At 54.1% G+C, this 25,296-nt stretch carries 27 protein-coding genes and 1 tRNA gene; 24 read left to right on the top strand and 4 right to left on the bottom strand.

Translation table 11 applies throughout. The annotated features are described in order from the left end of the window. Nucleotides 1-78: 78 nt before the first annotated feature. Nucleotides 79-552 carry a Dps family protein gene (locus B9K09_RS07495; RefSeq protein WP_087516218.1) on the bottom strand — a complete coding sequence of 158 codons (474 nt, stop codon included), beginning with the start codon at nt 550-552 and terminating at the stop codon, nt 79-81. A 494-nt stretch (nt 553-1,046) separates the two neighbouring features. Between B9K09_RS07495 and aspS the strand changes: the two genes are divergently transcribed. The 17 genes from aspS to B9K09_RS07580 all read left to right on the top strand — a co-directional run bounded on the left by aspS (nt 1,047) and on the right by B9K09_RS07580 (nt 15,871). After that, nucleotides 1,047-2,822 carry an aspartate--tRNA ligase gene (gene aspS / locus B9K09_RS07500; protein ID WP_087516219.1) on the top strand — a complete coding sequence of 592 codons (1,776 nt, stop codon included), beginning with the start codon at nt 1,047-1,049 and terminating at the stop codon, nt 2,820-2,822. 58 nt (nt 2,823-2,880) lie between these two features. Beyond that, nucleotides 2,881-3,630: a YebC/PmpR family DNA-binding transcriptional regulator gene (locus B9K09_RS07505; RefSeq protein ID WP_087516220.1), complete on the top strand. Its 750-nt coding sequence runs from the start codon at nt 2,881-2,883 to the stop codon at nt 3,628-3,630. Between the two features lie 136 nt (nt 3,631-3,766). Continuing rightward, nucleotides 3,767-4,291, top strand: coding sequence for a crossover junction endodeoxyribonuclease RuvC (gene ruvC / locus B9K09_RS07510; protein WP_087516221.1), 525 nt, complete (start codon nt 3,767-3,769; stop codon nt 4,289-4,291). Between the two features lie 23 nt (nt 4,292-4,314). Further along, the gene (gene ruvA / locus B9K09_RS07515) at nt 4,315-4,917 is read left to right on the top strand and encodes a Holliday junction branch migration protein RuvA (RefSeq protein ID WP_087516222.1); all 603 of its coding nucleotides are present in this window, start codon (nt 4,315-4,317) and stop codon (nt 4,915-4,917) included. Continuing rightward, nucleotides 4,918-5,979: a Holliday junction branch migration DNA helicase RuvB gene (gene ruvB / locus B9K09_RS07520; protein WP_087516223.1), complete on the top strand. Its 1,062-nt coding sequence runs from the start codon at nt 4,918-4,920 to the stop codon at nt 5,977-5,979. Between the two features lie 101 nt (nt 5,980-6,080). Next, entirely contained in the window at nt 6,081-6,533 is a 453-nt protein-coding gene (gene ybgC, locus B9K09_RS07525; protein ID WP_087516224.1) for a tol-pal system-associated acyl-CoA thioesterase, read from the top strand. A gap of 2 nt (nt 6,534-6,535) precedes the next feature. Further along, nucleotides 6,536-7,231 (top strand): protein TolQ, encoded by a 696-nt coding sequence (tolQ, locus tag B9K09_RS07530; RefSeq protein ID WP_087516225.1) that lies wholly within the window; start codon nt 6,536-6,538, stop codon nt 7,229-7,231. Nucleotides 7,232-7,371: 140 nt separating this feature from the next. Next, nucleotides 7,372-7,824 (top strand): protein TolR, encoded by a 453-nt coding sequence (gene tolR / locus B9K09_RS07535; protein ID WP_087516226.1) that lies wholly within the window; start codon nt 7,372-7,374, stop codon nt 7,822-7,824. Further along, on the top strand, nt 7,824-8,798 hold the full coding sequence (gene tolA, locus B9K09_RS07540; RefSeq protein WP_087516227.1) for a cell envelope integrity protein TolA: 975 nt from the start codon (nt 7,824-7,826) through the stop codon (nt 8,796-8,798). The genes tolR and tolA overlap by 1 nt, the downstream gene beginning before the upstream one ends. Continuing rightward, the gene (tolB, locus tag B9K09_RS07545; protein ID WP_087516228.1) at nt 8,795-10,093 is read left to right on the top strand and encodes a Tol-Pal system beta propeller repeat protein TolB; all 1,299 of its coding nucleotides are present in this window, start codon (nt 8,795-8,797) and stop codon (nt 10,091-10,093) included. The genes tolA and tolB overlap by 4 nt, the downstream gene beginning before the upstream one ends. A gap of 67 nt (nt 10,094-10,160) precedes the next feature. Further along, on the top strand, nt 10,161-10,658 hold the full coding sequence (pal, locus tag B9K09_RS07550; protein ID WP_087516229.1) for a peptidoglycan-associated lipoprotein Pal: 498 nt from the start codon (nt 10,161-10,163) through the stop codon (nt 10,656-10,658). Nucleotides 10,659-10,664: 6 nt separating this feature from the next. Continuing rightward, nucleotides 10,665-11,456, top strand: coding sequence for a tol-pal system protein YbgF (gene ybgF / locus B9K09_RS07555; RefSeq protein WP_087516230.1), 792 nt, complete (start codon nt 10,665-10,667; stop codon nt 11,454-11,456). 213 nt (nt 11,457-11,669) lie between these two features. Further along, complete coding sequence (queE, locus tag B9K09_RS07560) at nt 11,670-12,317, top strand: 7-carboxy-7-deazaguanine synthase QueE (RefSeq protein WP_087516231.1); 648 nt, start codon at nt 11,670-11,672, stop codon at nt 12,315-12,317. 92 nt (nt 12,318-12,409) lie between these two features. Then, on the top strand, nt 12,410-13,084 hold the full coding sequence (gene queC / locus B9K09_RS07565; protein ID WP_087516232.1) for a 7-cyano-7-deazaguanine synthase QueC: 675 nt from the start codon (nt 12,410-12,412) through the stop codon (nt 13,082-13,084). Between the two features lie 57 nt (nt 13,085-13,141). Then, nucleotides 13,142-13,217: transfer RNA gene (locus B9K09_RS07570), tRNA-Lys, on the top strand. Nucleotides 13,218-13,511: 294 nt separating this feature from the next. Then, nucleotides 13,512-14,570, top strand: coding sequence for a quinolinate synthase NadA (nadA, locus tag B9K09_RS07575; protein WP_087516233.1), 1,059 nt, complete (start codon nt 13,512-13,514; stop codon nt 14,568-14,570). 326 nt (nt 14,571-14,896) lie between these two features. After that, nucleotides 14,897-15,871: an IS110 family transposase gene (locus tag B9K09_RS07580; protein ID WP_087516234.1), complete on the top strand. Its 975-nt coding sequence runs from the start codon at nt 14,897-14,899 to the stop codon at nt 15,869-15,871. 25 nt (nt 15,872-15,896) lie between these two features. Here B9K09_RS07580 and B9K09_RS07585 read toward each other — a convergent pair whose 3' ends face one another. Then, complete coding sequence (locus B9K09_RS07585; RefSeq protein ID WP_087516235.1) at nt 15,897-17,330, bottom strand: M48 family metalloprotease; 1,434 nt, start codon at nt 17,328-17,330, stop codon at nt 15,897-15,899. Nucleotides 17,331-17,699: 369 nt separating this feature from the next. Between B9K09_RS07585 and B9K09_RS07590 the strand changes: the two genes are divergently transcribed. Further along, nucleotides 17,700-17,951 (top strand): sulfurtransferase TusA family protein, encoded by a 252-nt coding sequence (locus tag B9K09_RS07590; protein WP_087519026.1) that lies wholly within the window; start codon nt 17,700-17,702, stop codon nt 17,949-17,951. Between the two features lie 50 nt (nt 17,952-18,001). Then, complete coding sequence (locus B9K09_RS07595; RefSeq protein ID WP_087516236.1) at nt 18,002-19,081, top strand: AI-2E family transporter; 1,080 nt, start codon at nt 18,002-18,004, stop codon at nt 19,079-19,081. A gap of 88 nt (nt 19,082-19,169) precedes the next feature. On the opposite strand, the gene B9K09_RS07600 is transcribed toward B9K09_RS07595, so the two are convergent. Both B9K09_RS07600 and B9K09_RS07605 read right to left on the bottom strand, forming a co-directional pair. Then, nucleotides 19,170-19,643 carry a peroxiredoxin gene (locus B9K09_RS07600; RefSeq protein ID WP_087516237.1) on the bottom strand — a complete coding sequence of 158 codons (474 nt, stop codon included), beginning with the start codon at nt 19,641-19,643 and terminating at the stop codon, nt 19,170-19,172. Between the two features lie 60 nt (nt 19,644-19,703). After that, complete coding sequence (locus B9K09_RS07605) at nt 19,704-20,261, bottom strand: glycine cleavage system protein R (protein ID WP_087516238.1); 558 nt, start codon at nt 20,259-20,261, stop codon at nt 19,704-19,706. Between the two features lie 357 nt (nt 20,262-20,618). Between B9K09_RS07605 and dapA the strand changes: the two genes are divergently transcribed. From dapA to B9K09_RS07630, 5 genes are all read left to right on the top strand, one after another. Further along, nucleotides 20,619-21,497, top strand: a complete 879-nt coding sequence (gene dapA / locus B9K09_RS07610; RefSeq protein ID WP_087516239.1) for a 4-hydroxy-tetrahydrodipicolinate synthase — start codon at nt 20,619-20,621, stop codon at nt 21,495-21,497. Nucleotides 21,498-21,514: 17 nt separating this feature from the next. After that, nucleotides 21,515-22,633, top strand: a complete 1,119-nt coding sequence (gene bamC / locus B9K09_RS07615) for an outer membrane protein assembly factor BamC (protein WP_087516240.1) — start codon at nt 21,515-21,517, stop codon at nt 22,631-22,633. Between the two features lie 128 nt (nt 22,634-22,761). Beyond that, complete coding sequence (locus B9K09_RS07620; protein ID WP_087516241.1) at nt 22,762-23,631, top strand: phosphoribosylaminoimidazolesuccinocarboxamide synthase; 870 nt, start codon at nt 22,762-22,764, stop codon at nt 23,629-23,631. 491 nt (nt 23,632-24,122) lie between these two features. After that, on the top strand, nt 24,123-24,380 hold the full coding sequence (locus B9K09_RS07625) for a DUF2790 domain-containing protein (protein ID WP_087516242.1): 258 nt from the start codon (nt 24,123-24,125) through the stop codon (nt 24,378-24,380). Nucleotides 24,381-24,679: 299 nt separating this feature from the next. Then, nucleotides 24,680-24,937 carry a DUF2790 domain-containing protein gene (locus B9K09_RS07630; protein ID WP_087516243.1) on the top strand — a complete coding sequence of 86 codons (258 nt, stop codon included), beginning with the start codon at nt 24,680-24,682 and terminating at the stop codon, nt 24,935-24,937. The last annotated feature ends 359 nt before the right edge of the window (nt 24,938-25,296 follow it).

The following is a 25,296-nucleotide window of genomic DNA, read 5'->3' on the forward strand; positions in this document are numbered from 1 at the left end:
TTTGTGGGTGATAAATAATTTGGATCGTAATAACAAAGCCCGAACATGTCGGGCCTTGTGGCAATGCCATGCGAAACTTTATTCGGCGGCGAGCAGGCTGCGCAGCATCCAGGCAGTCTTCTCGTGGACTTGCATGCGCTGAGTCAGCAGGTCAGCTGTTGGCTCATCGTTAACCTTTTCCAGCAGCGGAAAAATTCCACGTGCAGTTCGAGTTACGGCTTCCTGACCTTGGACCAGTAGTTTGATCATGTCCTGAGCGTTAGGAATATCTTCTTCCTCTTTAATAGAGGAAAGGCGAGCGTAAGCCGCGTAAGTGCCCGGCGCAGGGAAACCAATGGCACGGATGCGTTCAGCAATATCGTCAACCGCTACTGCCAGCTCGGTGTACTGACCTTCAAACATCAGGTGCAGGGTATTGAACATCGGGCCGGTGACATTCCAGTGGAAATTGTGGGTTTTCAAGTAGAGGGTGTAAGTGTCTGCCAGCAGGCGAGAAAGCCCTTCGGCGATTGCTGCGCGATCCTGTTCGGCGATTCCGATGTTGATTTCCATACCATTTATCCTCTCAGGTTGGGCGTGAGGTGATGTGCCCCGTAATGGGCAAATTCTAACATTGGCAGTATGGCATTCTGCCTATGATTGTCTCAATGGGTGTCATTGGTTGAGCCTATCTAGAGCAGTTTGGTTCAATAAATGTCGCGCACGAGCGGGTTATGGCCCTCGCGATTGAGGGGAGAAGATTGCTGATTTACTTGCTGGTTAAGCGCCCGCCGTCCGGTCTGTGATCGAATAGCCGCAGTGGGGCGGCTGCATGTAGCGGCTTAACCATATATAATCTCGCGCTTTGCCGAGATTTATGCCGGTGTTTTGCGCTGCTCAAGCTCAGTGCAGAGCGATTGCGTGTTGTATCTTGTGTGTGATCAACACAAATTAGTGCATACATCTATAAGGCCAGATTTGCCTGAAGCTAAATGCTGCAAGTCGCACGCTAGGCGTTCGAACGTGCAGCCATACGAATTCAAGACTCAAGAGAAGCGATTACTACCATGATGCGCAGCCACTATTGCGGCCAGTTGAACGAGAGCCTGGACGGTCAGGAAATTACCCTTTGCGGCTGGGTTCACCGTCGCCGTGACCACGGCGGGGTTATCTTCCTCGATATTCGTGATCGTGAAGGCTTGGCTCAGGTAGTGTTTGACCCTGATCGTGCTGAAACCTTTGCTGTAGCCGACAAAGTGCGCAGCGAATTTGTGGTCAAGATCACCGGTAAGGTGCGCTTGCGTCCAGCGGGTGCGGGCAACTCGAACATGGCCTCCGGCGCGATTGAAGTGCTTGGCTATGAGCTTGAAGTGCTCAATGAAGCCGAAACGCCGCCATTCCCGCTCAACGAATACTCCGATGTCGGCGAAGAAACGCGCTTGCGCTACCGCTTTATCGACCTGCGTCGTCCAGAAATGGCGGCCAAGCTGAAGCTGCGTTCCAGCATCACCACCAGCATTCGTCGTTATCTCGACGAAAACGGCTTTCTTGATGTTGAAACGCCGATCCTGACCCGAGCCACTCCCGAGGGCGCGCGCGATTACTTGGTGCCTAGCCGTACCCATCCAGGCAGCTTCTTCGCATTGCCGCAGTCGCCACAGCTGTTCAAGCAGTTGTTGATGGTTGCTGGTTTTGATCGTTACTACCAGATCGCCAAGTGCTTCCGCGACGAAGACTTGCGTGCAGACCGCCAGCCAGAGTTCACCCAGATTGACATCGAGACCAGCTTCCTCGATGAAAAAGACATCATGGGCATCACCGAGAAGATGGTGCGCCAGTTGTTTAAAGAGGTGCTCGACGTTGAATTCGGCGAGTTCCCGCACATGACCTTTGCAGAAGCCATGCGTCGCTACGGTTCGGACAAGCCGGATCTGCGTAACCCAATGGAACTGGTTGATGTTGAAGACCAGCTCAAAGACGTTGAATTCAAGGTCTTCAGCGGCCCAGCCAATGATCCGAAATGCCGCGTTGCTGCGCTGCGCGTTCCGGGTGGTGCGAGCATGCCGCGTAAGCAGATCGACGACTACACCAAGTTTGTAGGTATCTACGGTGCTCGCGGTTTGGCGTACATCAAGGTCAATGACCGCGCCAGCGGTGTTGAGGGTCTGCAGTCGCCAATCGTTAAAAACATCCCGCTGGAAAACCTCAACGTGATCCTTGATCGCGTGGGTGCGGTTGACGGCGATATCGTCTTCTTCGGCGCTGACAAGGCTAAAGTCGTCAGCGAAGCGCTGGGTGCGTTGCGTCTGAAACTGGGCACCGACCTGGATCTGCTGACTTGTGCGTGGGCGCCAATGTGGGTGGTCGACTTCCCGATGTTCGAAGAGAACGACGACGGCAGCCTCAGCGCCTTGCATCACCCGTTCACTGCACCGAAGTGCAGCCCGCAAGAGCTGGAGGCTAATCCGGCCACCGCTCTGTCGCGCGCTTACGACATGGTGCTTAACGGTACTGAGTTGGGTGGTGGTTCGATTCGTATCCACCGTAAAGAAATGCAGCAAGCGGTGTTCCGTCTGCTCGGTATTGAGCCGGCTGAACAGGAAGAGAAGTTTGGCTTCCTGCTCGATGCACTGAAGTACGGTGCGCCGCCGCATGGTGGTCTGGCATTCGGTCTTGATCGTCTAGTGATGCTGATGACCGGCGCACAGTCGATCCGTGAAGTGATTGCCTTCCCGAAAACTCAAAGTGCTGCCTGCGTGATGACGCAAGCACCGGGTCTGGTCGATAACAAAGCGCTGCGTGAATTGCACATTCGCCTGCGCGAGCAGCCAAAGGCTGAGTAATAAGCATTGGGCGCTCTCGTTAAGTGGGCGCCCATAAGTAATAGAAAGCGGAGTTGTTATGGCGGGTCATTCCAAGTGGGCAAACATCAAGCATCGCAAAGGTCGTCAAGACGCCAAGCGCGGCAAGATATTTACCAAACTAATTCGTGAGCTGACAGTTGCTGCAAGTCAGGGCGGTGGGATTCCGGCGGATAACCCGCGTCTGCGTTTGGCGGTTGATAAAGCCCTGACCGCAAACATGACGCGCGACACCATTGATCGGGCCATTGCCCGTGGTGTGGGTTCGGCGGATGGCGAAAAAGTTGAAGAACTCAGCTACGAGGGTTACGCGCCGAGTGGTGTGGCAATCATCGTTGAAGCCATGACCGACAATCGCAACCGCACTGCCGCCGAGGTGCGCCATGCGTTCACCAAATGCGGTGGTAATCTCGGTACCGACGGTTCGGTTGCCTATATGTTCGAGCGCAAAGGGCAGATCAGTTTTGCCCCAGGCTTGGATGAAGAGGCGCTGATGGAGGCCGCTCTTGAAGCGGGCGCTGATGATATCGTCACCAACGACGATGGGTCGATTGATGTATTTACTGCGTTTGTCGACTTCATTGCGGTGAGCGAAGCCCTGAGTGCGGCAGGTTACAAGGCCGAGGAGTCGGAGGTGGTGATGTTACCGTCTACCTACTCAGCGCTTGAGGATGTCGACACTGCGCAGAAAGTGCTTAAGCTGATCGATATGCTCGAAGATCTGGACGATGTGCAGAATGTCCATTCAAACGCTGAGATTCCTGACGAGGTCATGGCCCAGTTGGGGTAATAAAAAAGCCGGGTTAGCCCCGGCTTTTTTAATTCGTCAGCGCTTTGCAGTGGTAGGGTGGGCAAGCTTCGCGTTCTCACACCCTGCGGGCTTTTAAATTCATCGGCGTTTTGTTGTTACCAGAGAGCCTGCTGTTATGACACTGATTCTAGGGATAGACCCAGGTTCACGGATCACCGGTTACGGCGTAGTGCGCGACACCGGGCGCACGTGTGAATACGTCGCTTCTGGCTGTATCCGTACAGGCAATGGCCCGCTGCCTGAGCGCCTGCAGATTGTATTTCGTGGTGTGCGTGAGGTTATCGAAACCTATGGCCCGGTAACGATGGGGATTGAACAGGTGTTTATGGCGCGCAATGCCGACTCGGCGCTTAAATTGGGGCAAGCCCGTGGTGCGGCAATTGTCGCAGGTGTCGAGGCTGGCTTGGATATTGCCGAATACACCGCAACCCAGGTTAAGCAGGCTATAACTGGCACAGGTGGCGCGGATAAAGAACAGGTGCAAATGATGGTCATGCACTTGCTCAAACTGGTAAAAAAGCCACAGATTGACGCTTCGGACGCCTTGGCCATTGCCTTGTGTCATGCGCACCATCGGCAAAGCCTTATTCCTCATGGTCTAGCCGGTGCTAAACGGCGCGGCGGACGTCTTCGTTTGTAGTTTGAATTTTTAAGGATTTAGCGGTGATCGGACGTTTGCGTGGCACCTTGGCGGAGAAGCAGCCGCCACATTTGATTCTGGATGTGAATGGCTTGGGTTATGAGTTGGAAGTGCCCATGACTACGTTGTACCGTTTGCCAGCAGTCGGTGAGCCGCTGACGCTGCACACGCATTTGGTTGTGCGTGAAGACGCGCAGTTGCTCTATGGTTTTTTTGAAAAACGCGAACGCGAGCTGTTTCGCGAGCTGATCCGGCTTAATGGTGTAGGCCCCAAGTTGGCGCTGGCATTGATGTCTGGGCTGGAAATCGATGAGCTGGTGCGCTGCGTGCAGGCGCAAGATACCTCGACACTGGTGAAGATCCCGGGCGTCGGTAAAAAGACCGCAGAACGCTTGCTGGTTGAGTTGAAGGATCGCTTCAAGGCTTGGGAAACCCAGCCGGGGATGACTTCTCTGGTGGTGCCGACTGTCGGCGTTGGTGTGCCAAGTGCTGAGAATGACGCGGTGAGCGCATTGGTTTCGTTGGGTTACAAGCCGCAAGAAGCCAGTCGTGCGGTTTCAGCGATTAAAGGTGATGGTTTGAGCAGTGAAGATTTGATCCGTCGTGCTCTGAAAGGAATGGTTTAAATGATAGAGGCTGACCGCCTGATTACTGCCAGCACGCGCGACCGCGATGAGCAGGTCGATCGTGCAATCCGTCCGCTGACGCTGGCCGAGTATATCGGCCAGCCGAGCGTGCGTGAGCAGATGGAGCTGTTTATCCAGGCGGCCAGAGGGCGTAATGAATCCTTGGACCATACCTTGATATTCGGTCCGCCGGGGCTGGGTAAAACCACGCTGGCCAATATCATCTCTCAAGAGATGGGTGTGTCGATCAAAAGCACCTCGGGTCCGGTGCTTGAGCGGCCTGGCGATTTAGCCGCGCTGCTGACCAATCTTGAGCCGGGTGATGTGCTGTTTATCGATGAAATTCACCGGCTTTCGCCCATTGTCGAAGAAGTGCTGTATCCAGCGATGGAAGATTTTCAGCTCGATATCATGATTGGTGAAGGTCCGGCAGCGCGCTCGATCAAGCTGGATTTGCCGCCTTTTACCTTGGTCGGCGCGACTACGCGTGCGGGTATGCTGACCAATCCGCTGCGTGACCGATTCGGTATCGTCCAGCGTCTAGAGTTTTACAACACAGATGATCTGGCGACTATCGTCACCCGGTCTGCTGGGATTTTGAATTTGCCAATAGAGGCTCAGGGCGCTTTCGAGATTGCCCGTCGGGCACGCGGCACGCCGCGCATTGCTAACCGCTTGTTGCGCCGGGTGCGTGATTTCGCCGAAGTGCGCAGTAATGGTGATATCACTCGTCAGGTTGCAGATTTGGCGCTTAACCTGCTGGATGTTGATGAGCGCGGCCTGGACCATCAAGACCGCCGCCTGCTGTTGACCATGATTGAGAAGTTTGACGGCGGTCCGGTAGGCATTGATAGCTTGGCGGCGGCGATCAGCGAAGAGCGCCACACCATTGAAGATGTGTTGGAGCCGTATTTGATCCAGCAGGGCTACATCATGCGGACCCCGCGGGGGCGCGTTGTTACACGGCATGCTTATTTACATTTTGGACTCAACGTACCGAAGCGCATGGGGGAACTTCCAGCCGCAGATCTGTTCAGTGTTGACGGGGATTCGGTTGTTTAGCTATGCCAGCCGTCGGCCAGATAACTGGCGAACGGTCAGGGATGTTCCAAAAAATATATTTGCTCTACCCAATTGGCAAGACTAGGAGCTAGCACTAAAGTATGCGCGCGCAAAACGGAGTTCAGCCGTTCGCTTATCATTGTCGGGTTTATTACGAAGACACTGATGCCGGCGGTATCGTCTACTACGTCAATTACCTCAAGTTTATGGAACGGGCTCGCACCGAACAGCTGAGATATCTGGGATTTTCCCAATCTACGCTGGCAAGTGAGGGCCTGTTATTCGTCGTGCATTCGACTGAAGCGCGTTACCACGCACCGGCGAAACTCGACGATGAGCTAAAAGTAAGTGCGCAAGTAATTGAATTGAACCGTGTCAGTCTAAAGTTTCGTCAACAAGTCAGGCGGGCAACGGATGATGTGCTGCTCTGTGAAGGGCAGTTTTTGGTGGCCTGTGTGCGCGCCGACAATTTGAAACCCCGGGCCATTCCCGAAGCTTTGCGCACAGCCTTTGCTGAGCAGAGCGGCGCGGGTACATCTACAGCAGGAGAGTAAGCGTGGAAGCCAACGCCGTTGACCACATGTCTATGTGGAGTTTGATCAGCAATGCCAGCCTGGTTGTTCAGTTGGTAATGTTGACCTTGGTGGCCGCATCGGTCACTTCCTGGATCATGATTTTCCAGCGCACCACCATGCTGCGCGCTGCCAAGCGTTCGCTCGACTCGTTCGAGGAGCGTTTTTGGTCAGGTATCGATTTGTCCAAGCTGTATCGTCAGGCGGGTAGCAATCCTGATCCGGATTCAGGTTTGGAACAGATCTTCCGCGCTGGTTTCAAAGAGTTTTCGCGCATGCGCCAGCAGCCAAATGTTCACCCTGATGCGGTCATGGACGGCGTGGCCCGTGCCATGCGTGTGGCAATCTCGCGTGAAGAAGAGAAGCTTGAAGCCAGCCTGCCATTCCTTGCGACCGTGGGTTCAACCAGTCCTTACATCGGCCTGTTCGGCACCGTTTGGGGCATCATGAACTCCTTCCGTGGTTTGGCTCAGGTTCAGCAAGCCACACTGGCAACCGTTGCTCCGGGTATTGCCGAGGCGTTGATCGCCACCGCAATCGGCTTGTTTGCCGCGATTCCGGCGGTAATTGCCTATAACCGTTTTGCTTCGCGCGGTGAGATGTTTATTGCGCGTTACTACACCTTTGCCGACGAATTCCACGCAATCCTGCACCGTAAAGTACATACAACAGAAGACTGACCGCCAGTTGATTTAATAGCGGGCGTCAGCTGATTACCAGGAGTGAGGCGGGTACACAGAGCACGCCAACTCTCAACGCTGACGCGGTATTCTGCCAAGGGCTGGTTTAGCTGTTGGCTCACTCGATAGGTTTTTAAGCGATGGCCAGAATTCGTAACAGACGCAAGCCGGTCGCCGAGATGAACGTGGTGCCTTACATCGACGTGATGTTGGTGCTGCTGGTTATCTTCATGGTGACTGCGCCAATGCTCAATCAAGGGGTCAAGGTCGATCTGCCGCAAGTCAGCACCCAGACTTTGCCGCAAGACAACGACTCAAAGGTGCTGACGATTTCGATCAAGGCGGATAAGTCGTATTACTGGAACATCGGTACAGAAGTCGACACCGACACCGTGCAAGACCAATCGGTATCGCTCGACGGCATGACCAAGGCGGTGACTGCGATCATCAATGAGAGTCGTCGTCAGGGCAAACAGGTTCAAGTGTTTGTACGCGGTGATAAATCGGTCGACTACGGCACGGTGATGGCTGCCATGGGTGGTTTGCAGCAGGCTGACGTGGGTAACGTCGGGCTGATTACCGAGGCCCCGTAATGCGCGAGCAACGTGAGCGCTCCACCTCAGAAAACTATTTCTGGCCGATTGTCTGGGCAGTAGCCCTGCACACGTTGATGTTCGGCATGTTGTTTGTCAGTTTTGCTTTTGCCCCCGATCTGCCACCGGCCAAGCCGATAGTTCAGGCGACGTTGTATCAGCTTAAATCGCAGAGTCAGGCGACCACGCAGACCAACCAGAAAATTGCCGGTGAAAAGAAGAAAACAGCCGCTCCGCAGTATGAAGCTGAACAACTGGAGCAAAAAAAGGCTGAAGAACAGAAGGTAGCAGCGGCCAAGGCGGCGGAACAAAAGAAAGCGGATGAGGCTCAAAAAGCCGAAGTCGCCAAGAAAGCTGATGAAGCTGCAAAAGCAGAGCAAGCCAAAAAAGCTGATATCGCCAAGAAGGCTGATGAGGCTGCTAAAAAGAAAGCAGCCGATGATGCGGCCAAGAAAAAAGCCGCTGAGGACGCGAAAAAGAAAGCGGCCGAAGACGCCAAGAAAAAGAAGGCAGCAGAGGACGCCAAGAAAAAGGCGGCGGATGATGCCAAGAAGAAAAAGGCCGCCGAAGAGGCGCGCCGTAAAGCTGTAGAAGATAAAAAAGCCGCTGCTTTGGCTGAGCTGCTCTCTGATGATGTGGGCCACCAGCAAGCACTGGCAGATGAAGTAGGTGATAACGTGGCTGGCAATCTTGATGATCTGATCATTAAGCTAGTCAGTGAACAATGGCGTCGTCCGCCTTCCGCACGTAATGGAATGAGTGTGGAGGTGGTCATAGAGATGTTGCCTGATGGCACCATCACCAATGCCAGTGTGTCGCGCTCAAGTGGCGATGCACCGTTTGATAATTCAGCGGTACAAGCTGTGCGTAACGTCGGCCGTATCACTGAGATGCAACAACTCGATCGCGCAACGTTTGACAGTCAGTACCGTAAACGTCGCGCCATCTTTAAACCGGAGGATTTAGATCTGTGAATACCCTGATGCGTATCGTTCTACTGGGTTTGACCATGATGGTCGGCGCAGTACAGGCGGCTGATCCACTGGTCATTAGCACCGGTACAGACCGTGCGACGCCAATTGCCGTAGTGCCATTTGGTTGGCAGGGCGGCAGTGTGCTGCCTGATGATATTGCCGAAATTGTTGGTAATGACCTGCGCAACTCGGGTGTTTTCGAACCCATTCCTCGGCAGAACATGATCAGCCAGCCGACCCAGGCCAGCGAAGTGATCTATCGCGACTGGAAAGCGGTTAACGCGCAGTACGTGTTAGTCGGTAGCATGGTGCCTGCTGGTGGCCGTATTCAGGTGCAGTACGCACTGTTTAACGTGGCCACTGAGCAGCAGGTGATGACCGGTACTGTTGGCGGTACGACTGATCAGCTGCGCGACATGGCGCACTACATTTCCGACCAGGCATACGAGAAGTTGACTGGCGTTAAAGGTGCGTTTTCTACCCGTTTGCTTTATGTCACGGCTGAGCGCTTCTCGGTAGATAACACTCGCTACACCTTGCAGCGTTCGGACTATGACGGCTCTCGTGCTGTAACCCTGCTGCAATCGCGTGAGCCAATCCTGTCGCCTTCGTTCGCGCCAGACGGCAAGCGTATTGCCTACGTATCGTTCGAGCAGCGTCGTCCGCGCATCTTTGTCCAGCATATTGATACCGGTCGTCGCGAGCAGATCACCAATTTTGAAGGCCTCAATGGCGCTCCAGCCTGGTCTCCGGATGGCAAGCGTCTGGCGTTTGTTTTGTCTAAAGACGGCAACCCGGAAATCTACGTGATGGACATGGCCTCCAAGTCACTGCGTCGCGTGACTAATCAGTTTGGTATTGATACCGAACCGTTCTGGGGTAAAGATGGTCAAACCATCTACTTCACATCGGATCGTGGCGGTAAGCCACAGATCTATAAAACCAATATCAATAGTGGTTCAGTTGAACGTGTAACGTTTGTAGGTAACTACAACGCCAACCCAAAATTGTCCGCTGATGAGAAAACCTTGGTCATGATTCATCGCCAAGAGGGCTTCACCAACTTCAAAGTAGCGGCTCAAGACCTGCAGCGCGGAAACGTGCGGATACTTTCATCCACAAATTTGGATGAATCACCCACTGTTGCGCCTAATGGCACCATGATAATCTTCGCAACCCGCCAGCAGGGTCGGGGAGTCTTGATGTTAGCGTCCGTAAATGGTCGTGTCAGGCTCCCTCTTCCTACCGCTCAAGGCGAAGTTCGAGAGCCTTCCTGGTCCCCCTACCTGAACTGATGCGGCGTTGTAGATTGCTATATTGAAATTTTTGCTTAACACACTGGGGTTCATTAGGAGCTATATGATGGAAATGCTGAAATTTGGTAAGTTTGCTGCGCTGAGCTTGGCTCTGGCTGTTGCTGTTGGTTGTTCTTCTAAAGGCGGCGATACCGCTGGCGAAGGCGCAATCGATCCTAACGCTGGTTACGGTGCTGACGCGGGTTCGGTTGACGGCAACATGAGCGAAGAAGCTGCTCTGCGTGCTATCACCACTTTCTACTTCGAATACGACAGTTCGGACCTGAAGCCAGAAGCCATGCGCGCTCTGGACGTTCACGCTAAAGACCTGAAAGGCAATGGCGCTCGCGTCGTTCTGGAAGGCAACACCGACGAGCGTGGTACTCGTGAGTACAACATGGCTCTGGGTGAGCGTCGTGCTAAAGCCGTTCAGCGTTACCTGGTTCTGCAGGGCGTTTCTCCTGCACAACTGGAACTGGTTTCCTACGGCGAAGAGCGTCCAGTTTCGACTGGCAACGACGAACAGTCGTGGGCTCAGAACCGTCGCGTAGAACTGCGTAAGTAATTCGATATGCAAACGTGCCGACGTCTCGTAAGCCTACTCGCTCTCAGCCTGCCACTTGTGGCGTGGGCTGAGGTTCCAGTTGTTGACAGTAACTCGGGTAGCTACCCAGCCCCGAGTTATGAGGCGTCCGGCGCTTATGCAGGAGGCGGAGCGCAAGCTCCGGCCTCTGCGCAGAGCATGCTATTCAACCAGTTGCAGCAGATGCAGGACGAGATCGGCCGGCTGCGCGGCATGCTTGAAGAGCAGCAAAACGATATTCAGCAGATGAAACAAGAAAACCTTGAGCGCTATAAGGACCTTGATCAGCGGCTGAGCAGTGGGGCAGCGGGTGCTGCAGCCACACAGAATTCTTCAGCGGATGGCGCCACAAACGCCAACGCGACACAAAACTCCCAGGCATCAGCCGGAGCCAGTGAGCCAGACCCAGAGAAGGAAAAGTTGTTTTATGACGCTGCCTTCGATCTGATCAAGGCTAAAGATTTTGACAAAGCCAATCAGGCGTTCAGCGCTTTTTTGCGTAAGTACCCTAAAAGCCAATATGCTGGGAATGCCCAGTACTGGTTGGGTGAAGTCAACCTGGCCCAAGGTAATCTGCAAGGGGCCGCACAGGCATTTGCCGACGTTGCCCAGAAGTACCCGCAGCACAGCAAAGTGCCTGACTCGATGTTCAAGCTGGGCGATGTTGAGCAGCGTCTAGGTGATCAGGCCAAGGCTAAGAGCACTTTCCAGCAAGTGATTGCGCAATACCCTAATTCATCCGCTGCGCAGCTTGCCCAGCGGAACCTGCAGCGGATGTAACTTAAGTTCTTCGTGCAGTAGTTCTTCGTGCAGTGGCTTGATGTTTGAATTGAAATTGTAATTGTAAAAGACGCCGTGCCCAAACTGAGCGCGGCGTTTTCATTGGTGGACAGGCTAACTGTGCTTGTCCTGGGTGTTATTCGTAATGATTAACACCTTTCTTTCCCGCAACGGAGGCGGACAGCCTGTTTAGCTGTTACGCCCGTGGCTACTATGCAAAAGACTCTGCGCATCACCGAGATTTTTTTCTCGCTGCAGGGGGAGACACGTACTGCTGGTTTACCCACAGTATTTGTGCGCCTGACCGGCTGCCCCCTGCGTTGTCAATATTGCGACACCGCTTACGCTTTCAACGGCGGCGAGCTAATGTCGCTTGACGCCATCATCGAAAAGATCGCCAGCTACTCACCGCGATACGTTTGTGTCACCGGTGGCGAACCCTTGGCTCAACCAAACTGCATAGCACTGCTTGAACGCCTGTGTGACGCTGGCTTTGAGGTGTCGCTGGAAACCAGTGGCGCGCTCGACGTTTCTGCGGTTGACGCGCGTGTGAGCAAGGTTCTTGACCTGAAAACACCGGGTTCGGCGGAGGTTGCGCGCAATCGCTACGAGAATATTGACCTGCTCACCCGCAATGACCAGGTCAAGTTCGTCATTTGCTCCCGTGAAGACTACGACTGGGCGACGACTAAACTGATCCAGTATCGGCTCAATGAGCGTGCCGGCGAGGTGCTGTTGTCGCCAAGCCATCAGCAAGTCAGCGCGCGTGATCTGGCTGACTGGATCGTCGCCGACAATTTGCCGGTTCGCCTGCAATTGCAGTTGCACAAAATTCTCTGGAATGACGAGCAAGGCCGTTAACCGGCCCCAGCGATTTTATGCCGACGCAGAATTTTGCGTTGTAAGCCTTCAATCTGAGCATGGCGTCCTAAGTTAAGGCGCGAGGATTCAATATGAGTATTAAACGAGCCGTTATCTTACTTTCTGGCGGCCTTGATTCGGCAACCGTGGTCGCGCTGGCCAAAGCCGAGGGTTATGCCTGCTACACCATGAGTTTTGACTACGGTCAGCGCCACCGCTCCGAGTTGCAGGCTGCCGAACATGTCGCCAGGCAGTTGGGCGTCGTTGAGCACAAGGTGATTGGTTTAAACCTTAACGGCATGGGCGGCTCAGCATTGACTGACAGCAGCATAGACGTACCTGAGGCGCCGTCTGAAGGCATTCCAGTGACTTACGTGCCTGCACGTAACACTGTGTTCCTCTCGTTGGCGCTCGGTTGGGCAGAGGTGCTGGGCGCGCGTGATATTTTTATCGGCGTGAATGCCGTGGATTATTCGGGTTACCCGGATTGCCGCCCAGAATTTGTCGAAGCATTTGAGCGCATGGCCAATTTAGCAACCAAGGCCGGTGTCGAAGGCAATGGCTTTCGGATACAGGCGCCGCTGCAAAACATGAGCAAAGCGCAAATTGTGCAAGCCGGGATTGCCCATGGCGTTGACTACGCCTTGACCGTGTCATGTTACCAGGCAGATGACCAAGGTAGAGCCTGCGGCAAGTGCGACAGCTGCCGCTTGCGCAGTGAGGGATTCATTGCTGCCGGGGTTGCTGATCCAACTCGGTACAGCTAAAAAATACGTTAAAGGGTTGAATTACTGAGTTAAATCAGTATTATGCGCCTCCGCAACGGGTCGTTAGCTCAGTTGGTAGAGCAGTTGGCTTTTAACCAATTGGTCGTAGGTTCGAATCCCACACGACCCACCATATTGCCTTCACAGTCAGATTACTTGGCTGTGAAGGGAAAAAGCCCGAGTGTTCTCTTGCAGAACCTCGGGTTTTTTTGTGTCTTCTGTTTGTGTGCTGGCTATGTAGATCAAGTGGTTTGAGCAAACTTGCCTGAACGCGATATTATGCTCGCCGCTACCCCAGTCGAGGCCTGAACATAACAGGCACGCTCCAGCCTCTCCGCTTGTACACCTGTCTGTTTGGCGCTTGTATTGCCGGCAGCGGGGGTATACTTGAATCCCGTGCTGATAGACCGTTACAGGGCCTGATGACATGACGCAGATTTCCGAACGCCTTCTGGTTCAGGCGCACTTAGATGCCAAGCAACCGGCGCCGCTGACCGCTGAGCAAGAAGCTTTTTATCGCGCTGAAATTGCCGCGGAGCTAAAAAAGCAGAACGCCGTGTTGGTCGCACATTATTACTGTGATCCGGTGCTGCAAGCGCTGGCCGAAGAAACTGGCGGCTGTGTTTCTGACTCGCTGGAGATGGCGCGTTTTGGTAACGAGCACGAGGCACAAACCGTGCTGGTGGCAGGCGTTAAATTCATGGGTGAGACGGCGAAGATTCTCAACCCTGAAAAGCGCGTGCTGATGCCGACGCTGGAAGCCACTTGCTCGTTAGACCTGGGTTGCCCGATCAATGAGTTTGCTGCTTTTTGTGATCAGCATCCTGAGCGCACCGTGGTGGTTTACGCCAATACTTCAGCAGCGGTTAAAGCGCGTGCCGACTGGGTGGTGACATCGAGTTGTGCGGTTGAGATTGTTGAGCACTTGATGGACAACGGTGAAAAAATCATCTGGGCACCTGACCAACACCTCGGCCGTTATATCCAGAACAAGACCGGTGCAGACATGCTGTTGTGGGATGGCGCCTGCATTGTCCACGAAGAATTCAAAGCCAAGCAGCTTGAAGACATGAAGGCGCTGTATCCAGACGCTGCAGTGTTGGTTCACCCGGAATCACCAACTGCGGTGATTGAGTTGGCCGATGCTGTCGGTTCGACCAGCCAACTGATTGCGGCTGCGCAAAGCTTGCCGAATAAGAAATTAATCGTCGCAACCGACCGCGGTATTTTCTACAAGATGCAGCAGTTGTGCCCGGATAAAGAATTTGTCGAGGCGCCAACCGCTGGTAACGGCGCGGCATGCCGGAGTTGCGCGCATTGCCCGTGGATGGCGATGAATACCCTTGAGCGTACGCTGAGTTGCCTGCGTGAAGGCAGCAATGAAATCTTTGTCGATTCAGCGCTGATTCCCAAGGCGATCAAACCGCTGACGCGCATGCTTGAGTTCACCAAGGCGGCGCGCATGAGGCTGTCCGGTAACGCCTGAGGCGGGTAGGGCTTCATTCACAACTGCTGTTAACGCGTCGCGCTTATTGTTGAGGTCTTGCCGTGAGTTTGCGGTGGACAAGCTTCGCGTTGTCCGCCCTTGTATCTCGACTACTGCTTATTTTAGAGCGATAGTTCCCGATTGATCCTCGGGGGAGCGAGTGCAAGCCGTGTCCGCCCTAAAGCTTCGAGCTTGTAACGTAGATAGCGCTGCACTCCTCCGCACTCATCCAGTAAGTCCGAACGGTATCCTGAGCCTCGAGCTCGCATCAGCAAGGTTGGACGGATGAAGTGATGATCGACCTAACTCAATGAGGAGTAAGCGTCATGACGATAGTTGTCGGCATCGACATAGCTAAACAGACCTTCGATATCGCCACTCTGCAAGATAACGGCAAGTACCGCACCAAAGCCAAGCTGAGTAATAACGCTGCGGGCTTTGAGGTCTTTCGGCAGTGGCTGCTTAAGCACGCTGAAGCCGATGCCTGGGTCGTAATGGAGGCCACTGGCATCTATCACGAAGCTTTGGCTGAGTGGCTGTTTAAGCTGGGTTACCGTGTTTGCGTCCTTAACCCCGCACAAATGGCCTATTACGCTCGCAGCCAGCTGCAGCGGGTAAAGACGGATAAAGTCGATGCCAAGCTCATCGCTGACTATGGCCGCAGGCATCAGACCGAACTACGAGCTTGGCAGCCTGAGCAGCCTTCTATTCGCCGTCTGAAAGCGTTAGTGCGCCGTTTGAAGGATTTGCAGGAGCTGGAGCAAATCGAACAAAACCGCCTAGATGTGACCAACGAACAGAAGGTCAGGGCGTCAATTGAATCGGTGCTTGAGCACTTGCGTCAACAAATCGATGAAACGCTAAAGGCGATCAAACAGCACTTCGATGACAACGACGATCTACGCGGCCAGCGAGACCTGCTAACCAGTATCGACGGCATTGCGGACAGAACCGCAGCGCTTGTACTGGCGGAGTTGGGCGATATCGAACGCTTCGAAAGCAGCCGTGCGGTCACGGCCTTTGCCGGACTTAATCCCAGGTTACAAGAATCAGGAATGCTCAAAGGTCATGTGCGGATATCGCGCATGGGCTCAGTTAGGTTACGCGCCGGGCTTTATATGCCAGGTATCGTATCCATCACTCGTAACCCCGCTATTCGGGCACTGGCTGAGCGAATGAGAGCCAATGGCAAAACGGGTAAACAGATCATCTGCGCAGCTATGCGCAAGCTGCTCTGCATTGCCTACGGAGTACTAAAATCCGGAAAACCATTTGACCCTCTTCTCGCTATTGCAAGATGAGGATCAAGACGGTATCTACGGTCGATTAGTTAAGCATTTCGTCGATCATGCGTTTCTCGGCAATCAACTCACGCTGGCGAGCATCAATCCGTGAGGCCAGTTGGAAGTTGTTGGTGGCGCGACGTTTGGCGTAGTCAAGTTGCTCAATTGCCTGCTTGTAGTCACCAACCAAAGCAAAGAACTCGGCACGGGCCTGGTGCAGGCCAATTCTATTGCCGCTGAGGCCGCGTACTTCTGCAACCTGATACCAGACGTCAGGATCCTTCGGTCGCGACTTGAGAAGGGCGTTGAGCTTGCTCTCGGCGTCTTGAGTGCGGCCTTGGCGGATCATCAAGTCGACCCGTGCCTGATTCAATGGATAATTGTCAGGAGAGTCGCGCAGCATCCGCTCAAGGCGGCTTTGTGCGTCGCTCAAGCGGCTAGCCGCAGTATCCAGGCTGACCTGGGCGAGGTTGTAGGGAACCGATTTGGGCGATTTGCTCAGCAACTGCTTGAGAATTTCACCGGCTTCTTTCTGGCGGCCGCCTTTTATTAGCGCAATAGCCAGGCCATAACGTGCGGCGTCGTTGTTCGGGTCTTCTGTCAGTTCTGCGCGAAAGCGTTTTGCCGCAAGCCCTGGAGTGCCTTCATAAAACAGCTGCACCCGTGCGCGCATTATCTGGTATTCCAAGCTGTCTTCCTTGCCGCCGCTCGGCAACTGCGCCGCGCGGTTGCGGGTATCGGCGATACGTGACTCAGACACCGGGTGAGTCAGCAGGAACTCGGGAGGCATGCGGTCATAACGGTATTGGCGCATCAAGTGCTCAAACATCGCTGGCATGGCTTTCGGATCGTAACCGGCTTTCTCCAGGTTGATGATGCCGATGCGGTCGGCTTCAGCTTCGTTTTGCCGGGAAAAGCGCCGTTGCTCCTGAATCGCCGCTGCCTGTGTCGAGGCAATTGCCGCAATACCGGCGTCACCTGCGCCTGCTGCTGCTGCGACAATGCCGGCAAGCATGGCTGCCATCACCGGCAGTTGCATGCGTTGCTGGGCCTCAAGGCCGCGAGCAAAGTGGCGTTGCGATAAGTGAGCTAATTCGTGAGCGAGTACCGAGGCATATTCGGCTTCAGTTTCGGCATATAGAAACAGGCCGCCGTTAACCCCGATTATCCCGCCAGGCGCCGCGAATGCGTTGATCTGCGGACTGTTCAACAGGACAAACTCAAGCCGGCGGTCATTCAGTTGGCTGCTTTCACTGAGCCGATAAACGCTGGTCTCGACGAAGTCTTTGAGCTGTGGGTCGGATAACTGGCTGACCTGACCGCGCAGCAGACTCAACCAGGCTCTGCCCAGCTGATGCTCTTGCTGGGGGGAGACAATTGCCGAGCTGGCGTCGCCTAATGACGGTAAGTCGCTGGCAGCCTGAGCCGAGGCTGACAGGCAGGCAAGCGTCAAAAGGGCAGGGCGCAGGAAATTCATTCAAGTTGCTCTTGGTTTTTCTAGTGTCCCTACTGTAGCTGTGATCAGGTTGCGATGACTAGCGTCTCCAGGAAACCGTTGGAAAGTTCTGTGAAAGATACTGTGAGGCAGCCCTTCGCTGCGGCAACCGACGCTGGGGCAGCCGTTCGCTATTCGGCTGCTGCCACCGCCAGTCCTTGCGCCCTGTACTTGCGCCGCTTGCACCGTCCCTTGGCGGCTCTACTGAGCATGGCATCCTTGGGTTACATCGCGTATGTTGCGCTTCGACAATCGTACCTGAGCGCGCATGTGGGTTATGCGGTTGTGAGTCATGAAATAACCGGTAAAAATATCAAGCATATTATCCGGCAGAATTTTGGAGATAGTTTGATGGCTGATGTGCAAGATTCGCCTCCAGCGTTTGATGCAGAGGTCGATGCCAGCGGTTTGAATTGCCCGATGCCACTGCTTAAAGCCAAACTTGAGTTGAATAAACTGGTCAGTGGCAATGTGCTCAAAGTGACCGCAACGGATGCTGGCTCACAGCGCGATTTTCGCGCTTTCGCTACTCTGGCAGGCCACGGCCTGTTGCATGAAGAAGTGCAGGACGGGGTTTATCGTTATTGGTTACGCAAAGCTTAAGCGATGCCGGTTGGTAGTGCGGCTCATTATCGGTTGATCAAGGATTTTTAATGCTCAAGGTTTTACGCGATTGGCTACACCGTTATTTCTCTGATGAGCAGGCGGTGATACTGGCAGTTTTGCTGGTTGTTGGCTTTGGCTTGATTTTGACCCTAGGCGGCATGTTGGCGCCTGTATTAACGGGTCTGGTTTTGGCTTTTTTAATGCAAGGCATGGTCAGTGCGCTTGAGCGCATTCGCGTGCCGCATATCATTTCGGTGTGGTTGGTCTTTGCTTTATTTGTCAGCGGTCTTGCGTTAATCATTCTGGGGTTGATGCCGTTGCTCTGGCATCAGCTCAGCACGTTATTCAATGAGTTGCCGCGCATGCTGGGCGAGTGGCAATCATTGTTTATGATGCTGCCTGAGCGTTATCCGGGCTTAGTCACCGAGCAACAGATCGTGCAGTCGATCGAGTCGCTGCGTGGCGGGGCAGGTCGATTCGGCCAGTGGGCCTTGTCGTTCTCGCTGTCGAGTCTGCCGGTGTTGATCAGCGTGATGATCTATCTGGTACTGGTACCGATCCTGGTGTTTTTCTTCCTCAAGGATCGCGAAGTCATCGGTCAATGGTTCCGTGGGTATCTGCCGCAAGAACGAACCCTGATCAGCCAGGTCGCAACCGAGATGAACAAGCAGATCGCCAATTACATTCGCGGCAAAGTGATCGAAATTATCATTTGCGGTGTGGTGACCTACATTGCCTTTGCTGCGCTCGGCCTCAACTATCCCGCATTGCTGGCACTGGCTGTGGGTTTATCAGTGGTGGTGCCGTATATCGGCGCAGTCGTGGTGACGGTTCCAGTGGCGCTGATTGGCTTGTTCCAGTGGGGGTTTGGTGATCAGTTTCTCTACTTGATGCTGGTTTACTCGATCATCCAGGCGCTCGATGGCAATGTGCTGGTGCCGCTGCTGTTCTCTGAGGCGGTCAATCTGCATCCGGTAGCGATCATCTGTGCGGTATTGCTGTTCGGCGGCCTGTGGGGCTTTTGGGGCGTGTTCTTTGCGATCCCATTAGCCACTCTGTTCAAGGCACTATTGGACGCGTGGCCGCGAGTGGAGGTCATCGAACCCCCTCAGCAGTCTTGCTTATAAGTTATGCAGTTTGAGTGGTTTAGCCCACTAGAACTCCACGCACAAAAAAAGGCCACTTAAACAGTGGCCTTTTTCGTACTTAGGGTAATCAGGCTTTATTGAGTTCTTGTGCCGCCGCCAGCACGGCATCCACGTGCCCCGGGACTTTAACCCCACGCCACTCCTGGCGCAGTACACCGTCTTTGTCGATCAGGAAGGTGCTGCGATCAACGCCCATGTATTCCTTGCCATAAAGCTTTTTCAGCTTGATCACCGCAAACAAATTGCACACGGCTTCATCTTTGTCGGAGATCAACTCAAACGGAAAGCCCTGCTTGGCCTTGAAGTTTTCGTGGGACTTCAAACCGTCGCGCGACACCCCGAAGATCTGCGTGTTAGCGGCCTGAAAATCGGCAAACCGATCACGAAAGCCTTGGCCTTCGGTGGTGCAGCCTGGCGTGCTGTCCTTCGGATAGAAGTAGATCACCACTTGTTGACCTTTGAGTGCGGACAACTGGAATTGCTGCTCGCTGGTGGCTGGTGCCTGGAAATCGGTTACCGGAACGTCAATTTTCACTGTCATACAAATCTCCTTGGAAAACCCTCTGCAAAACGACTGCACATAACGCTGTGACAGTCGATTTTAAGGGGTTTGTGGGCGCCAGGGCTCGATCAACGCATCCAGGTTGAGAGCATCGGCAAAATCCAGAAACTGATCGCGTAGCCAACTGATTTGCGTGCCCGCTGGCAGCGTGACGGTTAGCGTGGCATTGAGCATGGTGCCGCCCGTTTGTGGCGCCTGATAGGTGTCACACGTCAGGTTTTCCAGCTCGACGTTATGGTCGATAAAGAACTGGCACAACTCATTGAGGATGTCCGGGCGATACACCGAGCTGACATAGGCCACGTAAGGCAACGCCTGCGGACGATTTTCGGTGGCCGCGCTGCGAATCACGTTAGCGGTAAAGCTGTGCTTCTTGGACAGCGCTGGCAAACTTGTTTCCAGGCGAGCCAGAGCGTCCCAGCTACCCGTGATCTGCAATACCAGAGCGCTGAACTCTCCGTGTCGGCTCAAGCGCGTGCTGATTACCGCGCAGCGGTTTTCGTGGCTAGTGCGGCACAGGACGTTAGTCAGCTCCATGGCGTTAGGGCCAAGTGCGCTGATAACGAGGAATTGTTCGCGTACTGAGGGGGGGGACATGCAGCCTTCCTAAAACGATGAGCGAGCGACTTTACCTTAAACAGTGTCGCTCAAAGGGGGAAGGGTAGCGAAAAGCGCTGCTCAGGGGAATCACCCACGACTAACCGACTGATTAAGCCCAAGGCAAGCGCTGAAAAACACCCTGCGTGGTGATTATCAGCTGTATCAAGCTCATAACTTGCAAATACGCCCTGAAACGGGTGTCTCAAGACTGTTTATCCGTGCGCAAAACCTGGCAAAACGGTGTGTAATCCCGGTTGAGTGGTATCCACTTGCCGGTAACGCTTGCGCTTTGCTTGTGCAAGGCTCATAGCGCCAGTACCATTACGGCTCTCTTTTTTCGGCAGGAGCGGTTGCATGATTGCGGGCAGTATGGTGGCACTGGTCACTCCTATGGATGCACAAGGTGATCTCGACTGGGATAGCCTGAGCAAACTGGTGGATTTCCATCTGCAAGAAGGCACCAACGCCATCGTCGCGGTCGGCACCACGGGTGAGTCGGCGACGTTGGAAGTGTCTGAGCACATTGAGGCGATCCGTCGCGTTGTTGATCAGGTAGCGGGGCGCATCCCGGTGATCGCCGGCACTGGCGGCAACTCCACGCGTGAGTCAGTAGAGCTCACCCGCGCCGCCAAAGACGTCGGCGCAGACGCCTGCCTGCTGGTTACGCCTTACTACAACAAACCGACCCAGGAAGGTTTGTACCTGCATTTCCGGCATATCGCTGAAGCCGTCGCCATTCCGCAGATCCTGTATAACGTGCCGGGCCGTACTGTTTGCGACATGCTGCCTGAGACTGTTGAGCGTCTGTCGAAGATCGACAACATCATTGGTATCAAAGAAGCCACTGGTGACTTGCAGCGCGCAAAAGATGTGATTGATCGCGTCAGCAAAGACTTCCTGGTTTATTCCGGCGACGACGCCACCGCGGTTGAGCTGATGCTGCTGGGCGGTAAAGGCAATATTTCGGTCACCGCCAACGTTGCGCCACGCGCCATGAGCGACCTTTGCGCCGCTGCAATGCGTGGTGAAGCGGCAATCGCGCGCGCCATCAACGACCGTTTGATGCCGCTGCACAAGAACCTGTTTATCGAATCCAACCCGATTCCAGTCAAGTGGGCACTGCACGAGATGGGCATGATGCCAGACGGTATCCGTCTGCCTCTGACCTGGCTCAGCCCGCGCTGTCATGAGCCGCTGCGTCAGGCCCTGCGCCAGTGCGGCGTATTGGTTTAATTGAGGAATTACAACGCATGAAGCGACTGGCCGGACTTACAACACTTGCCTTGATTATCTCCAGCACCAGCGGTTGTGGCTGGATTTGGGGTGAAGATGGTTATTTTCGTGATCGTGGAAGCGATTACCTGACAGCTCGTCAGACTGCACCTATGCAGCTGCCAGCCGATGTTCACAGCAAACCGCTGGACCCACTGCTGCCTATTCCGCAGCAAGTTGCTACTTCAACCGTTGAAGGCGAATACGACATACCGCGCCCTCAGCAATTGCAGGTTCAGGCGGATGCCAGTGAATTTAGCCTGCAGAAGAGTGGCGCTTCACGCTGGATCGTTGCTCAGCGTGTGCCTGCCGAAGTCTGGCCAGTGGCGCGTCAGTTTTATGAGTCGAATGGCTTTCGTATTGCCGATGAGCGTCCGCAAACCGGCGAGTTCACCACCGACTGGCAGCGTTTTGGCGATCTTTCCGCCGCTATGGCACGTCGTCTGAGCACTCGCGTTTCCGGTTCTACCCCCGATGCAGAAACCCGTGTTCGAGTACGTATCGAGCCAGGCGTGCAGCGTAATACAAGTGAAATTTTCGTCGTGAGTGCTGAGCGACCTGCGGGTAGCACTGCCGATGTGGCCTTCACCGAGAAAAGCATCAACGAAAGTCTTGATGCCGCTTTGCTTGATGAAATGTTGGTGAGCATGGCGCGTAGCACCGAGCAAGGTGGTTCGGTTTCACTGCTGGCCGCGCGTGACTACGACACACCAAGCCGTGTGAGCCTGTCGCAAGACGGTAACGGCAACCCAATCCTGACCCTCGGTGCGGACTTCGACCGCGCTTGGTCTGGTGTTGGCCGCTCGCTGGATTCTGCGGATGTACGTATCGACGACCTCAACCGCAGCCTGGGTGTTTACTACGTCAACCTAGCGGAAGGTTCCAAATCCAAAGAAGAGGAGCCGGGCTTCTTCAGTAGCTTGTTTGGCAGCGAACCTGATCAAGAAGAGATCGATGCACGTGCCGAGCGTTATCAAGTACGCCTGACAACAGTGGGTGACAGTGTTCAAGTGTCGGTTGATAAAGACATCAACACCGTTGCACCTGAAGACGTATCGCGCAAAATCCTCGGCCTGATTCAGGACAACCTGGGTTAAACCGATATCACCTGGCTCGGGCCAGGTGGTTTGGACACCGCGCAAGGCTGCACGCGCAGCCCGCATGAAACCGATAGGCGAAACCCCGTGTTTCGCCTGTTTCGTTTGTTTAAGACGGAAACTCCGACATGACTATGCCTGCGACCCTCAGCCTGAAAAAAATCTACTCAGGTAAAGTCCGCGACCTCTATGAAATTGATGATAAGCGCATGTTGATGGTTGCGACCGACCGCCTTTCAGCGTTTGACGTCATCCTCGATGAGCCGATCCCAGAGAAGGGTAAAATTCTCACTTCGATTTCAAATTTCTGGTTCGACAAGCTCGCGGGTCTGGTGCCTAACCACTTCACCGGCGATAAAGTCGAGGACGTCGTTAGCGCTGCTGAATTGCCGTTGGTAGAAGGTCGTGCAGTGGTTGCCAAGCGCCTAAAACCAGTGGCTGTCGAAGCGATCGTACGTGGCTACATCGTTGGTTCTGGTTGGAAGGAATACCAAAACAGCGGCACCATCTGCGGGATTCAACTGCCTGCTGGCCTGAAAGAAGCTTCCAAGTTGCCGGCGCCTATCTTTACGCCATCGACCAAGGCCGCTGTAGGTGACCACGACGAGAACATCTCGTTTGAGCAGTGCCAGGCCATCATCGGTGACGAACTGGCGCTTAAAGTCCGCGACACCGCTATTGCCCTGTACAGCGCTGCTGTTGAATATGCAGCCACGCGCGGCATCATCATTGCCGACACCAAGTTTGAGTTCGGCCTCGATGAAGACGGTACGCTAACCTTGATGGATGAAGTACTGACCCCTGACTCAAGCCGCTTCTGGCCAGCCGAAAGCTACGTCGAAGGTAGCAACCCACCAAGCTTCGACAAACAGTTCGTACGCGATTGGCTAGAGTCCACCGGCTGGAACAAACAGGCTCCCGCGCCGACCGTTCCTGCTGATGTCGCGCAGAAAACTGCCGACAAATACCGTGAAGCACTGACCAAGCTAACAGCCTGATCGGGCAATCGGCTAAGAAGGGCGCTTAAGCGCCCTTTTTTGTGGGCGTAATTCGGCGTAATACGCGCTCGTGTGAATGCGCTCAATCTCTAGCGCTAGAGCTGTTTTGACTGGGCGCAACTGGTTGCCAGAGGCGGCAGCTATTGCGCGCCTGCTAATGCTTTTGTAATGCCTGGCGTTACTCCGACTCTATTCAACAGTTCGCAAGCGTCAAGGCAGCTCAGTGCTGGCGCCATGTGGGTACTTGTAGTGCTTATACCTGATAAGAATACCTATGCTCAGATTCTATTGTTGCCGTTAGTTTGATTATCGCAAACTATTTACCGCGCTAATGTTTAGTACAAATAGTATTGATTTTTCTGGAGAAGGATCGGGTGTTTAACTAGCTACGTACCCAGCAATTACCAGCCATAACCCTCAGGCGACAATGCCTGGATTGGCTCGGTAGATGCCCGAACACGACCTATTGAATTAACTCAGGAGTGACCCAGATGAAAGCTACCATTGCCCTCGCAGCAGCATTACTCAGCTTGGCACCTGCCGCATTTGCCAGCACCAGCAATTTTGCCAATATTGATCCAGTCCAATACCAATACGGTGACGAGTTGGATGTGGCAAAAGTGATTTCGTTGACCGATGTCAGCCAGCAACGCGGCGTAGTTCCGGTCACCATGGTGTATCAGGACAGCAAAGGCCAGGTACACGAACTGAAGTTCCTTCAGCTTGGCGGCGCAAATTCATCGGGCTAACCCATGCGTAACCACAAACCGGAAGCCGAACGTCAGCACGTTTCGCTTCCGGTTTTTTTATGCCTGCTGATCAGGCCGCGAGAAAGGGCTGGCATTTCAAAGTGAGCGGCTAATACGCCTCAATCACAGGAGAGGAGCAGGCGAATAATTGCTGCTACCAGTCATCGCCTTTGGCAGTCTTTTCTGTAATTTCAAGTGGCCACTTAACTCTATAAGCCCGTAAGAGTAAGCCGGTACTCAGGTGGCAACACAAGGACCGACCTAGAAACACCCAATGAATGGACTCAGGAGTTACCCAGATGAAAGCGACTACAGCCCTTGCGGCAATATTATTGAGCCTGGCCCCAGTAGCCTTTGCCAACGCCAGCAACATTGATGACATCAAGCCAGTTCAGTACGAGTACGGTAACAAGCTGGATGTGGCCAAAGTTATTTCCTTGACCGATGTCAGCGAGTTACGCGGCGTGGTTCCGGCCATCATGGTGTATCAAGACAGCCAAGGTAATGTGCACAAGTTGCAGTTCCTTCAGATTGGCGGTGCAGACTCTTCGGGCTAAGCATGGGCAACGCCACAACAAGCAGAACACCAAAGCTTCTGCTTGTTGTTTGATCAGATACCTCCCCGGGCTGTACATCCGCACCACGACAAGACATTTTCCCGTTTGGACTTCAAGCGCATGGGCACAGCCGCTTAGGTCGATAAACGTGGCAGTGACTTGGAGCTCTCGGCAGCCTTGCCTGCCAACTCAATTACGACCAACGATGAACATAGGTTCTCACAGTCGTACCTGCACACATTTCCCCAAGCAATGATGTTGACCTGCAGCCGCCAGCGCAGCAGTTTTCTGTGGTTTCTCTAAATTGAGTTTCAGAGGCGTGGAGCTGCGATAACGCGGCGCATCCTAGCGCTTGTGTG

Origin of the sequence: Pseudomonas sp. M30-35 (assembly GCF_002163625.1) — a bacterium.
Lineage (GTDB): Bacteria > Pseudomonadota > Gammaproteobacteria > Pseudomonadales > Pseudomonadaceae > Aquipseudomonas.

Bases quoted from the DNA above. Each gene is read 5' to 3' on its own strand.
- B9K09_RS07495 (WP_087516218.1), bottom strand. From the start codon at position 552: ATGGAAATCAACATCGGAATCGCCGAACAGGATCGCGCAGCAATCGCC.
- aspS (WP_087516219.1), top strand. From the start codon at position 1,047: ATGATGCGCAGCCACTATTGCGGCCAGTTGAACGAGAGCCTGGACGGT.
- B9K09_RS07505 (WP_087516220.1), top strand. From the start codon at position 2,881: ATGGCGGGTCATTCCAAGTGGGCAAACATCAAGCATCGCAAAGGTCGT.
- ruvC (WP_087516221.1), top strand. From the start codon at position 3,767: ATGACACTGATTCTAGGGATAGACCCAGGTTCACGGATCACCGGTTAC.
- ruvB (WP_087516223.1), top strand. From the start codon at position 4,918: ATGATAGAGGCTGACCGCCTGATTACTGCCAGCACGCGCGACCGCGAT.
- ybgC (WP_087516224.1), top strand. From the start codon at position 6,081: ATGCGCGCGCAAAACGGAGTTCAGCCGTTCGCTTATCATTGTCGGGTT.
- tolR (WP_087516226.1), top strand. From the start codon at position 7,372: ATGGCCAGAATTCGTAACAGACGCAAGCCGGTCGCCGAGATGAACGTG.
- tolA (WP_087516227.1), top strand. From the start codon at position 7,824: ATGCGCGAGCAACGTGAGCGCTCCACCTCAGAAAACTATTTCTGGCCG.
- pal (WP_087516229.1), top strand. From the start codon at position 10,161: ATGGAAATGCTGAAATTTGGTAAGTTTGCTGCGCTGAGCTTGGCTCTG.
- ybgF (WP_087516230.1), top strand. From the start codon at position 10,665: ATGCAAACGTGCCGACGTCTCGTAAGCCTACTCGCTCTCAGCCTGCCA.
- queE (WP_087516231.1), top strand. From the start codon at position 11,670: ATGCAAAAGACTCTGCGCATCACCGAGATTTTTTTCTCGCTGCAGGGG.
- queC (WP_087516232.1), top strand. From the start codon at position 12,410: ATGAGTATTAAACGAGCCGTTATCTTACTTTCTGGCGGCCTTGATTCG.
- nadA (WP_087516233.1), top strand. From the start codon at position 13,512: ATGACGCAGATTTCCGAACGCCTTCTGGTTCAGGCGCACTTAGATGCC.
- B9K09_RS07580 (WP_087516234.1), top strand. From the start codon at position 14,897: ATGACGATAGTTGTCGGCATCGACATAGCTAAACAGACCTTCGATATC.
- B9K09_RS07585 (WP_087516235.1), bottom strand. From the start codon at position 17,330: ATGAATTTCCTGCGCCCTGCCCTTTTGACGCTTGCCTGCCTGTCAGCC.
- B9K09_RS07590 (WP_087519026.1), top strand. From the start codon at position 17,700: ATGGCTGATGTGCAAGATTCGCCTCCAGCGTTTGATGCAGAGGTCGAT.
- B9K09_RS07595 (WP_087516236.1), top strand. From the start codon at position 18,002: ATGCTCAAGGTTTTACGCGATTGGCTACACCGTTATTTCTCTGATGAG.
- B9K09_RS07600 (WP_087516237.1), bottom strand. From the start codon at position 19,643: ATGACAGTGAAAATTGACGTTCCGGTAACCGATTTCCAGGCACCAGCC.
- B9K09_RS07605 (WP_087516238.1), bottom strand. From the start codon at position 20,261: ATGTCCCCCCCCTCAGTACGCGAACAATTCCTCGTTATCAGCGCACTT.
- dapA (WP_087516239.1), top strand. From the start codon at position 20,619: ATGATTGCGGGCAGTATGGTGGCACTGGTCACTCCTATGGATGCACAA.
- bamC (WP_087516240.1), top strand. From the start codon at position 21,515: ATGAAGCGACTGGCCGGACTTACAACACTTGCCTTGATTATCTCCAGC.
- B9K09_RS07620 (WP_087516241.1), top strand. From the start codon at position 22,762: ATGACTATGCCTGCGACCCTCAGCCTGAAAAAAATCTACTCAGGTAAA.
- B9K09_RS07625 (WP_087516242.1), top strand. From the start codon at position 24,123: ATGAAAGCTACCATTGCCCTCGCAGCAGCATTACTCAGCTTGGCACCT.
- B9K09_RS07630 (WP_087516243.1), top strand. From the start codon at position 24,680: ATGAAAGCGACTACAGCCCTTGCGGCAATATTATTGAGCCTGGCCCCA.